The organism is Microbacterium tenebrionis (assembly GCF_903645325.1).
GTDB lineage: Bacteria > Actinomycetota > Actinomycetes > Actinomycetales > Microbacteriaceae > Microbacterium > Microbacterium tenebrionis.
On sequence record NZ_CAHJXQ010000001.1, the window covers coordinates 380,716 to 393,176 of the forward strand.

Annotated in this window: 12 protein-coding genes; 5 read left to right on the top strand and 7 right to left on the bottom strand. The window is 67.3% G+C overall.

Features of this window, described 5'->3' with window-relative positions; translation table 11 throughout:
* Nucleotides 1–571: 571 nt before the first annotated feature.
* Together HWX58_RS01900 and HWX58_RS01905 are read right to left on the bottom strand one after the other, a co-directional pair.
* Nucleotides 572–1,204 (bottom strand): trimeric intracellular cation channel family protein, encoded by a 633-nt coding sequence (locus tag HWX58_RS01900; protein WP_175985378.1) that lies wholly within the window; start codon nt 1,202–1,204, stop codon nt 572–574.
* Between the two features lie 155 nt (nt 1,205–1,359).
* Nucleotides 1,360–2,022, bottom strand: a complete 663-nt coding sequence (locus HWX58_RS01905) for a fasciclin domain-containing protein (protein WP_175985379.1) — start codon at nt 2,020–2,022, stop codon at nt 1,360–1,362.
* 153 nt (nt 2,023–2,175) lie between these two features.
* Here HWX58_RS01905 and HWX58_RS01910 point away from each other — a divergent pair, with 153 nt between their 5' ends.
* The 5 genes from HWX58_RS01910 (at nt 2,176) to HWX58_RS01930 (ending at nt 7,142) form a co-directional block, all read left to right on the top strand.
* Nucleotides 2,176–3,891 carry a cytochrome c biogenesis protein DipZ gene (locus HWX58_RS01910; protein WP_175985380.1) on the top strand — a complete coding sequence of 572 codons (1,716 nt, stop codon included), beginning with the start codon at nt 2,176–2,178 and terminating at the stop codon, nt 3,889–3,891.
* Between the two features lie 44 nt (nt 3,892–3,935).
* Nucleotides 3,936–4,535 (top strand): ECF RNA polymerase sigma factor SigK, encoded by a 600-nt coding sequence (gene sigK, locus HWX58_RS01915; RefSeq protein ID WP_175985381.1) that lies wholly within the window; start codon nt 3,936–3,938, stop codon nt 4,533–4,535.
* Entirely contained in the window at nt 4,532–5,281 is a 750-nt protein-coding gene (locus HWX58_RS01920) for an anti-sigma factor (RefSeq protein ID WP_175985382.1), read from the top strand. Before sigK ends, HWX58_RS01920 begins: the two co-directional genes overlap by 4 nt.
* 19 nt (nt 5,282–5,300) lie before the next feature.
* Complete coding sequence (locus HWX58_RS01925; protein WP_175985383.1) at nt 5,301–5,930, top strand: DNA-directed RNA polymerase subunit beta; 630 nt, start codon at nt 5,301–5,303, stop codon at nt 5,928–5,930.
* Nucleotides 5,931–6,257: 327 nt separating this feature from the next.
* Nucleotides 6,258–7,142 carry an aminodeoxychorismate lyase gene (locus tag HWX58_RS01930; protein ID WP_175985384.1) on the top strand — a complete coding sequence of 295 codons (885 nt, stop codon included), beginning with the start codon at nt 6,258–6,260 and terminating at the stop codon, nt 7,140–7,142.
* A 120-nt stretch (nt 7,143–7,262) separates the two neighbouring features.
* Here HWX58_RS01930 and HWX58_RS01935 read toward each other — a convergent pair whose 3' ends face one another.
* The 5 genes from HWX58_RS01935 to HWX58_RS01955 form a co-directional block, all read right to left on the bottom strand.
* The gene (locus tag HWX58_RS01935; RefSeq protein WP_175985385.1) at nt 7,263–8,093 is read right to left on the bottom strand and encodes an endonuclease domain-containing protein; all 831 of its coding nucleotides are present in this window, start codon (nt 8,091–8,093) and stop codon (nt 7,263–7,265) included.
* A 229-nt stretch (nt 8,094–8,322) separates the two neighbouring features.
* Nucleotides 8,323–9,102, bottom strand: a complete 780-nt coding sequence (pstB, locus tag HWX58_RS01940) for a phosphate ABC transporter ATP-binding protein PstB (protein WP_175985386.1) — start codon at nt 9,100–9,102, stop codon at nt 8,323–8,325.
* A 31-nt stretch (nt 9,103–9,133) separates the two neighbouring features.
* The gene (gene pstA / locus HWX58_RS01945; protein ID WP_175985387.1) at nt 9,134–10,222 is read right to left on the bottom strand and encodes a phosphate ABC transporter permease PstA; all 1,089 of its coding nucleotides are present in this window, start codon (nt 10,220–10,222) and stop codon (nt 9,134–9,136) included.
* Nucleotide 10,223: 1 nt separating this feature from the next.
* Complete coding sequence (gene pstC / locus HWX58_RS01950; protein ID WP_175985388.1) at nt 10,224–11,192, bottom strand: phosphate ABC transporter permease subunit PstC; 969 nt, start codon at nt 11,190–11,192, stop codon at nt 10,224–10,226.
* Between the two features lie 136 nt (nt 11,193–11,328).
* Complete coding sequence (locus HWX58_RS01955; protein ID WP_175985389.1) at nt 11,329–12,432, bottom strand: phosphate ABC transporter substrate-binding protein PstS; 1,104 nt, start codon at nt 12,430–12,432, stop codon at nt 11,329–11,331.
* Nucleotides 12,433–12,461: the final 29 nt, after the last annotated feature.

Genomic DNA, 12,461 nt, shown 5'->3' on the forward strand with positions numbered 1-12,461 from the left:
GCAGGTGCCGCATCTCTTCATGCGCAGACGGTATCGCTGAGGTCTGACTTTGTGCGGTGGGCCCCATGGGGCTCGAACCCATGACCCGCGGATTAACATGCCACTTCGGCTTTCGCCGCCGTCCCCATGGACGTTCGTGGTCTGGACTGTCCCTTCACCCTGGCTTGCGCTTTAGGTGCCACCCGTCCAGTCTCTACACCTTCCGGACTCGCGTCCGGCTTGGCTCGGGATTGCCATCTGGTCTCCCAGGAAGGGTTCCCCGACTTTGAGTGGTGTCATCCCCGGAGTTTCCCCCGAGGCGCTCCTATTTATGTTGAAGTCCGATGCTCTGCCAACTGAGCTAGAGGCCCGCGTATGCGAGTCTATCGGTTCTTCTCGTGACCGGGCCACGCACCGGCGGCGACGACGAGCGCAGCCGTCCCGGTCTCGAGGGTGGGTGCATCCGGTCGACCGGTACGCGTCCATGTCGGCGCGGAGCAGCACTGTCGCGCCGTCGCCGTTCCTCAGGATGCCGACGACACCCGTGCCGCTCGGATGGACTCGTAGCCGATCAAGATGCCGGTAGGACGGCTCACTCGGATGCCCTTCCTCGTCGAGGCTGACCCTTGGCGTGCGGGATGCGCCAGCGGAAGCGCAGCGAGAGCACTCGGAAGGCGAACACGACGGCCGCGGCGATCGTCACCGTGGCCAGGTTCGGAAGCGCCGTGAACCAGGCACCGGCCACGATCGTGGCTCCGATGAACGCCGGGACGGCGTACAGGTCGGAAGAATTGAACAGCTGCGGGTCGCGGTTCGCGACTACGTCGCGCAGGAGGCCGCCGCCGACACCGGTGGTGACGCCGAGCAGCGCCGCGGCGACCGGGTTCATGCCGGCTTCGAGCGCTTTCACCGTCCCGGTCGTGCAGAACAGCGCGAGCCCCGCCGCGTCGAAGATCAGCAGCGGCCGCGAATAGCGATCGATGCCGTGGGTGAGGAAGAACACCAGTGCGGCAGCGGCGACGGGCGCGGCCAGATGCACGGGTTCGGCGAACGCCGTCGGCGGCACCCCGATGATGAGGTCGCGGATCACGCCGCCGCCGAGCCCGGTGAGGCTGCCGAGCAGCAGCGACCCGACGATGTCGTACCCGCGTTGTGCGGCCAGTAGGGAGCCTGAGATCGCGAAGAAGAAGACGCCGACCAGGTCGAGAGTGAGTGCCCAGTTCATGAGGACGCGCCGAGTCCGGTCGATGAGCACATGAGGCCAGGATATGCGGCGCGGTGAGAGCTTCTGCACTTACACACGGATGCGGCCGTCTGCAGCTCTTCGCCGCAGACGGCCGCACCGCGCCAATGCCAGACTCCCCCGTCTGGCAGGTCCGCTCACTCAGCCGGCGGCATGAGGACCGAGTCGATCAGGTAAACGGTCGCGTTGGCGGTCTGCACCCCACCGCAGATGACGTTCGCGTCGTTCACCATCCACATGTCGCCCTCACCGGTGACCTCGAGGTCGGCACCCTGCACAGTCTTGTGCGTGCCGGCGATGTCAGCCGGCTCGATCTGACCGGGAACCACGTGGTACGTGAGGATCGACGTCAGGGCGTCCGAGTCGGTCTTGAGCGAATCGATCGTGGCCGCGTCGATCTTGGCGAACGCGTCGTCCACCGGGGCGAACACCGTGAACTCATCGCCGTTGAGCGTGTCGACCAGGTCGACGTCGGGGTTGAGCTGACCGCTCACCGCCGAGACGAGGGTCGTCAGCATCGGGTTGTTGGATGCCGCGACCGCGACGGGGTCCTGGGACATGCCCTGGATCGAGCCTGCTCCATCGGGAACCTCTTCCGCGTATGCCTCGCAGCCGGGGCCGACCAGGTTCGCAGCCGGGTCCATCGTCTCGGGCGCAGCCTCTTCCGACGATTCGGGCGCCGAAGACTCCATCGATTCGTCCGTCGAGTCGCCGCCGCTCATGGAACATCCCGCCAGCACGAGCACGCTGGCGAATCCGAGCGACAGTGCTGCGGTCATCTTCTTCTTGGTGCTGAACATCTCTCTACCTCCGGGTTCGGAGCCGCGACATCTCCGCGGCGTTGACTGGTGTTCGGAACCCGCGGCGCTTCGGATGGGAAGAATCTCAGAATTTTTCTCATCAATCCGAACGGGTCCCCACGCCGAAGAACTCGCAACAGAAGCGAGGAGCTCATGGACCTGGTACTCATCGGCCTGCTTGGAGGGCTCATCACCGGCATATCGCCGTGCATCCTGCCCGTCCTGCCGGTCATCTTCCTGACCGGAGGCGCGCAGTCCGCGAGCTTCGACGGCGACGGCGAGGTGATTCCAGCACGTCGCAGTCGCCCGTACCTCGTGATCGCCGGACTCGTTCTGAGCTTCACGCTCGTCACGCTCGTCGGATCATTGATCCTGGGTCTGCTGGGACTCCCGCAGGACGTGCTGCGCTGGGCCGGCATCATCGTGCTGATCATCATCGGCGTCGGGCTCCTCATCCCGAAGTTCGAGCAGCTGCTCGAGAAGCCGTTCCAATGGCTGCCGCGCAAAGAGGTCAAGAATCAGGGGAGCGGCTTCGGAGTCGGGCTCGCTCTCGGAGCCGTATTCGTGCCGTGCGCCGGGCCTGTGCTCGCCGCGATCATCGTCGCCGGATCCACCGGCCAGATCGGCCCTGGAACCGTGCTGCTGACTGTATCGTTCTCGATCGGCGTCGCGATCCCGCTGCTGGCCTTCGCGCTCGCCGGACGCAGCGTTGTCAACCGCATCCGTGCTTTCCGCACCCGCGAGCGGGGGCTACGTATCGCCGCCGGCATTGCGATGATCGCGCTCGCCGTCGGGCTCGTCTTCAACGTGCCGCAGACGCTGCAGCGGCTGCTGCCCGACTACACCGCCCCGCTGCAGCAGGAGCTCACGGAGAACGACGCCGCAGAGGAGGCCCTAGGCCTCGGTGGCCTCGTGAACGCTGAGAACCGCGACCTCGACAAGTGCACGAACGGCGCGGACGAACTCGAGTCCTGCGGCACGGCGCCGTCGATCCGCGGGATCGAGCAGTGGCTGAACACGCCGGAGGGCGAGGCGATCGACCTCGAGGACCTTCGCGGCCAGGTCGTGCTCATCGACTTCTGGGCGTACTCGTGCATCAACTGCCAGCGATCGATCCCGCACGTCGTCGGGTGGGACGAGACCTATCGTGACAGCGGGCTGCAGGTCATCGGCATCCACTCGCCGGAGTACGCGTTCGAGAAGGATGCGGGAAACGTCGCAGCCGGCATCCGCGATTTCGGGATCGAGTACCCCGTCGCGCTCGACAACAGTCTCTCGACCTGGACCAACTACCGTAACCGCTACTGGCCGGCGCACTACCTGATCGATGCCGAGGGCACAGTACGGCACATCTCGTTCGGCGAGGGCAACTACGAGGCGACCGAGAAGATGATCCGGGAGCTCCTCGTCGACGCGGATCCCGACGTCGAACTTCCGGCCGAATCCGGCGTTGCGGATGAGACACCAGCGCTCGGCTCGACCACGCCGGAGACCTTCCTCGGGTCGTCCAAGGACGTCAACTACGGCGGCGATGACAACTACAGCGCCGGAACGTCGGAGTTCGTTTTCCCCTCGGATCAGGCGGAGGACACATTCGCCCTCGATGGCACTTGGGAGATCGCCTCGCAGTACGCCGCCCCGGCAGGTTCGGGTGCCGAGGTGCGCCTCAACTATCGCGCCTCCGAGGTGCGGATGGTGCTCGCAGGCTCGGGAGAGGTCACCGTGACCACCGATGACGGCGAGAGCCGAGCGATCGACGTCTCGGGAACCCCGCGGTCGTATCGCCTGCTGCAGAGGGACGCGGGGGCCGGACAGCTGACGGTGAAGATTCCCGAGGGCATTCAGGCCTATTCGTTCACCTTCGGATGAGCCGACCAACGGTGAGTGGTCAGGATGAGGGGCGTTGATACGGCATGCTTGTGGAGATGGTGATCGACGGCGTGGACGTGCCGGAGGACGGTTCGGCGGGAGATCCCGTCGCCGACCTTCTGGTCAGCGTCGCGCGCGGAGACCAGCGAGCATTCGCCGAACTCTACGATCTGCTGTCCTCTCGCGTCTTCGGGCTCATCCTCCGTGTGCTGGTCAACCGTGCGCAGAGCGAGGAGGTACTGCAGGAGGTCTTCCTGGAGATCTGGCAATCCGCCGGCCGCTTCGCTCCGAACAAGGGGCAAGGACGCACCTGGGTTCTCACGATCGCCCACCGCAGGGCGGTCGATCGTGTGAGGGCGTCGCAGTCCAGCTCGGATCGGGACGTCAGGGCAGGATTCCGCGACGTTTCGGTCGCGCATGACAGCGTCGCCGAACAGGTGGAGCTGAGCATCGAGGGCGATCGCGTCGTCACGGCGCTGAGGACGTTGCCCGAACCGCAGCGCGAGGCAATCGTGCTGTCGTACTACGGCGGTTACAGTCAGAGCGAGATCTCTGTGCTCATCGGAGCCCCGCTGGGAACGGTCAAGACGAGGATGAGAGATGGACTCTCACGCCTGAGGAACGAGATGGGGGTGAACGCATGAACGAGAGCGAGTTCGCGGAGCTCGCGGCGGGCCGGGCCCTGCACGCGCTGTCGGATGCCGATGAGCGCCGATATGCGGACGCCCTCGCCGCGCACCCGGAGTGGGCCGCGATCGCCGAGCACGACGCGGAGACCGCCGCGCTGCTGGCCGACGGTTCTCCTGCCGTTGCACCACCTGCCGGCGTCCGCGACGCGCTCCTCGCCCGGATCGCGGTGACCCCGCAGGGGGAGCCGACTTCACCGACCGGGGTTGCGCCCGATGCTGGGGGCGCTCCCGCAGCGCCGGCGAGCCGCTGGAGCCGTCCCCTGTTCGCGCTCGCCGCATCCGTCGTCCTGATCGTGGGGCTGGGCATCACGGCCGCTGTCGCGATCGCGCAGCTCACCCAGCCGGCATCCGTCGTCGCGCTCGAGAAGATCGCAGCCGCCCCCGACGCTCAGCAGGCCACGGTCGAGATCGGATCCGGTGCGGAGGCGACCGCGCATTGGTCGGCATCGGTCGGCAGCGCCGTACTCGTCACGGACGGGCTCGCGGGGCTGGACGAGGAACAGACCTATCAGCTCTGGCTCGTCCGGGGGGACGAGGCGCTGCCGGCCGGACTGTTCGAGACGGATGGCGGTACGGCGACGGCACTGCTTGACGGCGCCATGCACGAGGGCGATGTCATCGCCGTGACCGTCGAGCAGGCGGGTGGATCGCCGACCGGGCAGCCCACGACGGATCCGATCATCGCGATCCCGACCGCCTGAGCACGAGTACCCTGGACGGATGCCCGAGCAGTTCCACCGCCCCGTCCGCAGGCCCTCCGCGGCCTTCGACAACCTGGTCGGTTCGCCCGATTCGGCCGAGACCATCCGGGTCGCGCATGCCACGGCATCCGCTCTGCTCACGCGCGCACGCGAGGACTCCAGCGGCGAGAGCGCGGAGCGCCTGATCGCGTTCACCGCCCAGCACGGCATCGACGACATCGCCGAGCTGTGGGCGCAGGCACCGGCCGTCTCGCTGCCGGGAGCGCTGTGGCGGCTGTACCTGCTTCAGCTCGCGATCCACACCGATCCGCAGACCTCTGCGCTGCTGTACGAGCGCGGCCGTGTCGAGCTGGGATCCGCGGATGCCGTCGTCGCCGGCGCGCCTGTGCCCGCGAGCCCGGAGGAGCTCGTCGCCCTGATCGACACGATCCTGCGCGGAGTCTTCCGCGGTGACTTCTCGATCGCGCTGGAGCGCGCGGCGGCATTCTGCCGTGTGCAGGTGTCGGGCGCCACGCACGTCGCGGACGACTACGAGGCGACCGAGCCCGACCGGGCGTCCGAGCTCACCGTACGGGCACGCCGGTTGAACAGCTACGCGGCCGACCTGATGGCGGCCGCCGGGCTGTGGCGGTCCGGCGGCCTGACCTGACCGTCCGCCCCTCGCACCCGCCCCCGTGCGTGCACAGCTTCGGATGCCGGAGGCGACACTGTGCACAGCTTCGGATGCCGGAGGCGACACGCCGTGCGACCGCCCGGGCCGGCGGCGCGTCGTCGTTCACATCCGAAGTCGTGCACGGCCAGGGCCGATGTGGGGATCGGCTGGGGGCAGGAAAGAGAAAGACCGGGCCGCAAGAACGCCTCTCGGCGGAAGGCCGCTCTAAGCGGCAGAAGTTGGAGCCCGGGGTTATGCGGCCCGGCCACTCCAGTGTAACGTCCCCGCGCCCTGGGTATTCCTGAGTGGCCGTAGAGTCTTCTCATGGCCCAGCGCTTCGCTCTGATTCTCGACCCAGCCGATGCCGCTGAGGAGCGCGCCGACTTCTCCGGCACCTTCACGGTGGTGGATGCCGGAGCACCGGCGCTGAGCGTGAGCGAACTGAGCACCCAGCGAGGCGACGGCGTGTTCGAATCGATCGGCGTGATCGATGCGCACGCGCAGGAGGTCGTGCCGCACCTCGAGCGCCTGGCGAACTCCGCCCGGATCTGCGATCTGCCGGCGCCGAACCTGGAGCAGTGGCGTCAGGCGGTTGCCGTCGCCGCTGCGGAATGCCCCGCCGGCGAGTGGGTCATCAAGCTGATCCTCAGCAGGGGAGTGGAGCACGGACCGACACCGACCGCCTGGGTGACGGCCGCACCGGCATCCGACTTCTCGGAGGTGCGTAGGGCGGGAGTCTCCGTCGTGACGCTGGATCGCGGCTACCCGCTCGACGTCGCCGAACGCGCGCCGTGGTTGCTCCTGGGGGCCAAGACGCTGTCGTACGCCGTGAACATGGCGGCGCTCCGCGAAGCGCACCGCCGCGGCGCCGATGATGCGATCTTCCTCTCCAGCGACGGTTACGTGCTCGAAGCCCCCACGGCATCCCTCATCCTGCGGCTCGGCGACCGTTTCGTCACGCCGGCGCCGAGCGGCGGCATCCTGCAGGGCACGACGCAGCTCAGCGTGTACGAGTACTTGGAGGGTCGCGGTTTCGAGGCGGGGTACGAACAAGTGCCCGCGTCGCGGATCGCCGAGGCGGATGCCGCATGGCTCGTCTCGAGCGTCCGTCTGGCCGCACCCATCACGGCCGTCGACGGCCGGCCCCTGTCCGTCGACCACGCCCTCACGACGGACCTGAACCAGTACCTCCTCTCGCCCCGCGACTGACGGCACCGTTCGCCTCCGGGGCGTGCACAACTTCGGATGCCGGGGGCGACATGCCGAGCCTCGCACGAGAGCCGCGGCGTGTCGAACGCCCGGTCCGAAGTTGTGCACGGGGAGACGGGGTCAGACGGTGTGGCGAGTGGCCATGGCAGCGAGGATCGCGCGTTCGACGGCATCCCAGTCGTGGACGATCATGGCGTAGTCGAAGCGCAGCGTCACGTAGCCCCAGGCGGCGGAGTTCGCGTCCCTGACGAGATCCTTGTGCCGATGGCCCTCGCTGTCGTGGTTCTCCTTGCCGTCGGCCTCGACGATCAGCCATCCGTCGATGAGGAAGTCGACCTTGCCGGTGCCGAAGACCCATACCTGGCATTGCAGGTCCCAGCCGTGATGCCGTATTCGCAGCCGGATCAGCGATTCCAGACCGCTGTCCGCGTCGTCGCGGGAGAACGTGATCAGATCCTGGCCCCGACGATCGATCAGGCGGTGCAAGCGTCGCAGAGCCGGCGCGGAGATGAGACCCTTCCTGCGTGCCGACTCCAGCGCGACGAAGAAGCTGTCTGCGCCGCGGCATCCGTAGACCTGCAGGAGCACTCGTTCGACTGCGGGCAGGCCGAAAGCGGACGGGGCGTCGGCGTGATCCCAGTGCGGTGTGCAATCGCACTCGGCCTTCTCGCCGTGCCCGTACTGATGGCGGTCTCCGCGCATCCACACGTGCACGCCGTCGACATCGTCGAGTACCCAGAGGCCGAGATGACGGGCTGCGGTCTCACACGCGAGCGAACCGCCGTGCGCGGCAGCATCCACCGCATCCGTGCACGCGTCCAAGCCGGCGTAGACGCCTCGGCGCACCCGACGGAGGAGTCCGACGGAGTGCTGCGACTCTATCTCGCGACGCTTGAAGTCAGCGCGCAGTTCGGCATAGGTCCAGATCGCCGGAGCCGAGGTCTCGCACATGAGGTCGAGCCTGCGGCATCCGTCCGTTTCTCTGCGTCGTGATTTGCGCGTTCCGTGGAGCATCCGCCCGCTCGCCACGCTGTGCAGAACAACTCCCCCCGGGCACAACTTCGGATCTGAACGGCGACACGCCGCCGATCAGAGCGATCGTGCGGCGTGTCGTATGCGGCATCCGAACTTGTGCACGGATACGGATGCGGATGCGGATGCGGCGGTGAAACGGCCCGGCTCAGCCGAAGCGGCCGGAGACGTAGTCCTCGGTCGCCTGAACCGACGGGGTCGTGAAGATCGTGGCGGTGTCGTCGTACTCGATGAGCTTTCCGGGCTTGCCGGTTCCGGCGATGTTGAAGAACGCCGTGCGGTCGGAGACGCGCGAGGCCTGCTGCATGTTGTGCGTCACGATCACGACGGTGTACTGGGTCTTGATCTCGGCGATCAGCTCCTCGATCGCGAAGGTCGAGATCGGGTCGAGCGCCGAGCACGGCTCGTCCATGAGGATGACGTCGGGAGAGACGGCGATCGCACGGGCGATGCACAGACGCTGCTGCTGACCGCCCGAGAGCCCGGATCCCGGCTTCTCGAGGCGGTCCTTGACCTCGTTCCAGAGGTTCGCACCGCGCAGCGACTTCTCGACCAGGGCGTCCTGGTCGGACTTGGCCATGCGCGTGTTGTTCAGCTTGACGCCCGCGAGCACGTTCTCCTTGATCGACATCGTGGGGAACGGGTTCGGACGCTGGAAGACCATGCCCACCTGACGGCGCACGAGCACGGGGTCGACGCCCGAGCCGTACAGGTTCTTGCCGTCGATGAGCACCTCGCCCTCGACGCGCGCGCCGGGGATGACCTCGTGCATGCGGTTGAGGGTGCGAAGGAACGTCGACTTGCCGCAACCGGACGGACCGATGAACGCCGTCACGGTGTTCGGCTTGATGTCGATGCTGACGCCCTCGACGGCGAGGAAGTCGCCGTAGTAGACGTTGAGGTCGTTGACTTCAATGCTCTTGGACACTGGAATCCTTCTTGTCGGGTCGGAGGGCCGCTCAGCGGCCGGTCTTGGGCGCGAACACCTTCGCGATGATTCGGGCGACGAGGTTGAGGACCATGACGACCAGGATGAGCGCCAGAGCAGACGCCCAGGCCCGATCGATGAACGCCTCGGCGGGGATGCCGGGATACTTGGCCTGCATGTACGTGAAGACGGGGAGCGTGGCCATCTGGCCGCTGAACAGGTTCGTGTTCAGGCTCTGGACCATGCCGACCGTGAGCAGCAGTGGCGCGGTCTCGCCGATGACGCGGGCGATCGCGAGCACGATGCTCGTGGTGATGCCGGCGATGGCCGTGGGCAGGACGACCTTGAGGATCGTCAGCCACTTCGGCACACCCAGGGCGTAGGCGGCCTCACGGAGCTCGTTGGGGACGATGCGCAGCAGCTCTTCGGAGCCGCGCACGACCACGGGGATCATGAGCACGGACAGCGCCAGCGAGCCCATGATGCCCATGCGGGTACCGGGGCCGATGAGGAGGGCGAACACCGAGTAGATGAACAGACCAGCGACGATCGACGGGATGCCGGTCATGACGTCGACGAGGAACGTGATGCCGCGCGCGAGCTTCTTGCCCGCGCCGTACTCGACCAGATAGATCGAGGTCATCAGACCGATCGGCACCGAGATGATCGTGGCGGCGAGCGTGATGAGCAGCGTTCCCCACAGGGCGTGGACGGCGCCGCCTCCCGCGCCGACGACGTTGCGCATCGACATGCTGAAGAAGTCGGCGTCGAAGCGCACGAGACCGTTGACGACCACGGTGTACAGCAGCGAGACCAGCGGCAGGAGGGCCACGACGAACGCGGCGGACACCAGGGCGGTCATCAGGCGGTCGGTGGCGTGGCGACGGCTCTCTGCCACGGTGGAGACGATGAAGATCAGCACCATGTAGAGCAGCAGACCGACCACGAGTGTCATGGCGATGTTGAAGTCGGCGGGGTCTCCGCCGCTGTTCGCGAATGCGAAGATCGTGGCCGCGATGGCGAGGCAGACGACCAGCAGCGCCCATGGCGCCCACTTGGGCAGGTGGCCTGCGGTGTTCGAGGAGGTGACGGAGGCGGGGGCGACGGCAGTGGTGCTCATGTCAGTTGGCTCCCGAGAACTCGGCGCGCCGCGAGACGATCCAGCGTGCGATGAAGTTGACCGCGAAGGTCACGATGAACAGGATCAGACCCGCGGCGATCAGGGTGTTGACGCCTTCGTCGTGCGCCTCGGGGAACCGCAGGGCGATGATCGCGGGGATCGTCGTCGGGTTCTCGGGGTTCAGGAGGTTGAAGGTCACGATGCCGAGCGGGGAGAGCACCAGGGTCACGGCCATGGTCTCGCCGAGGGCGCGGCCCAGGCCCAGCATGGCGCCCGAGACCATGCCGCTGCGTGCGAACGGCAGCACCGCCATGCGGATCATCTCCCAGCGCGTCGCGCCGAGCGCGAGGGCGGCCTCTTCGTGGAGGCGCGGCGTCTGCAGGAAGACCTCGCGGCAGATCGCGGTCATGATCGGGAGGATCATCACGGCGAGCACGAGGGATGCCGTGAGGATCGTCTTGCCGGTTCCCGACGGGGTCCCACCGAAGATCGGGATCCAGCCGAGGTTCGTGTTGAGCCACTTGTAGAACGGCACGAGCATCGGGGCGAAGGTGAGCGCGCCCCAGAGGCCGAAGACGACCGAGGGGACGGCGGCGAGCAGGTCGATGATGTAGCCGAGGACACCGGCGATCTTGCGCGGCGCATAGTGCGAGATGAACAGCGCGATGCCGATCGCGAGCGGCGCGGCGACGATGAGTGCGATGGCGCTCGCGTACAGCGTGCCGAAGACGAAGGGCCAGACCCAGGTGATGAAGGACTGGCCTTCGAGGATGTGGTTGTTCGAGGTGTCGGCCTTGAAGGCGGGAATCGACTGGACGATCAGGAACACCGCCACGGCGGCGAGGGTGACGAGGATGATGATTCCGGCCGCGAGCGCCGTGCCGGAGAAGACGCGGTCACCCACGCGCTTCACGGATCGGGGCGCCGCAGACGGGCGGGTGGTGTCGGGTCCCGTCGTTGTGGTTGTCATCTGAGCGGCTCCACGGTTTCAGAGAGAAGAGCTGGTGTTCGGGTCTTCATGCGGGTGCCCCCGCGGCGCTTGTCGATCCGTTCGATGAGCGCCACGGGGGCGTGTGACTGTCTCAGTGCGAGCTGAGAGTCGGGTCTTACTCTGCGACGATCGCGTCGATCGCGGCGTTGACCTTCTCGCGGAGGTCGTCCGAGATCGGGGCACTGCCGGCGGCCTCGGCCGAGACGTCCTGGCCCTCGGCCGACGCGACGTACTGGAAGTAGGCCTTGACGAGCGAGGCGACCTCGGCGTCCTCGTAGTTGACGCAGCCGATCAGGTACGAGACCAGGGCGATCGGGTACGAGCCGGCGGGCGCTGCGGCCGGGTCGACGGCGAAGGCGAGGTCGTGAGCCGAGCGGCCTTCCTCGATCGGCGAAGCGGCGACGAGAGCCGAAGCGGCCTCGGCGGAGTACGAGACGTACTCGCCCTCGACCTCGATCGCGACCTGGCCGAGGCCGGAAGCCTGCGAAGCGTCGGCGAAGCCGATGTAGCCCACGCCGTTGGTGATCGCGTTGACGACACCGGAGGTGCCGTCGGCTGCCTCACCGGTCGAGAGCGGCCACTCGTCGCTGGCCTCGTTCGTCCACACGTCGGGTGCGACGGCCTCGAGGTAGGTGGTGAAGGTCTCCTGCGTGCCCGAAGCGTCGGCGCGGTGGACCGGGACGATCGCCTGGTCGGGCAGCTCGACGCCCTCGTTCTGCGAGGCGATGGCCGCGTCGTTCCAGTTGGTGATGTTGCCGGCGAAGATGCCCGCGATGGTCGCACCGTCGAGGTTCAGGGTGTCGATGCCGTCGAGGTTGAAGGCGACGGCGACGGGCGAGATGTAGACCGGGACCTCGACGATCTCGTCATCGGTGCAGGCGCCGAAGCCACCGGCGGCGATCTCGTCGGCGCTGTACGCGCGGTCAGAGCCGATGAAGTTCGAGGAGCCGGCGATGAAGTTCTCGCGACCCGTGCCGGAGCCGGTCGAGGTGTAGTTGACGGTGGCGTCGGGGTTGGCGGTCTGGAACGCGGCGACCCAGGCCTGCTGAGCGGCCTCCTGCGAGGAAGCGCCGGTGGCCTCGATGGTGCCGGAGACGGTGGACTCGGGAGCATCCGAGCTGCCGCCTTCGGGGGTGGCCTCGTTCGCGGCGCAGCCGGCGAGTGCGAGAGCGGCGACGGCGCCGATGGCGCCGATGCGAGCGATTCGGGAGATCTTCACTGTGGGATCCGTTCGATCGTGGATGGGTT

What these genes read in the sequence shown, in the direction of transcription:
- HWX58_RS01910 (WP_175985380.1), top strand. Translation starts at nt 2,176, where the DNA reads ATGGACCTGGTACTCATCGGCCTGCTTGGAGGGCTCATCACCGGCATA.
- sigK (WP_175985381.1), top strand. Translation starts at nt 3,936, where the DNA reads ATGCTTGTGGAGATGGTGATCGACGGCGTGGACGTGCCGGAGGACGGT.
- pstC (WP_175985388.1), bottom strand. Translation starts at nt 11,192, where the DNA reads ATGACAACCACAACGACGGGACCCGACACCACCCGCCCGTCTGCGGCG.
- HWX58_RS01930 (WP_175985384.1), top strand. Translation starts at nt 6,258, where the DNA reads ATGGCCCAGCGCTTCGCTCTGATTCTCGACCCAGCCGATGCCGCTGAG.
- HWX58_RS01920 (WP_175985382.1), top strand. Translation starts at nt 4,532, where the DNA reads ATGAACGAGAGCGAGTTCGCGGAGCTCGCGGCGGGCCGGGCCCTGCAC.
- HWX58_RS01935 (WP_175985385.1), bottom strand. Translation starts at nt 8,093, where the DNA reads ATGTGCGAGACCTCGGCTCCGGCGATCTGGACCTATGCCGAACTGCGC.
- HWX58_RS01905 (WP_175985379.1), bottom strand. Translation starts at nt 2,022, where the DNA reads ATGTTCAGCACCAAGAAGAAGATGACCGCAGCACTGTCGCTCGGATTC.
- HWX58_RS01900 (WP_175985378.1), bottom strand. Translation starts at nt 1,204, where the DNA reads ATGAACTGGGCACTCACTCTCGACCTGGTCGGCGTCTTCTTCTTCGCG.
- HWX58_RS01925 (WP_175985383.1), top strand. Translation starts at nt 5,301, where the DNA reads ATGCCCGAGCAGTTCCACCGCCCCGTCCGCAGGCCCTCCGCGGCCTTC.
- pstA (WP_175985387.1), bottom strand. Translation starts at nt 10,222, where the DNA reads ATGAGCACCACTGCCGTCGCCCCCGCCTCCGTCACCTCCTCGAACACC.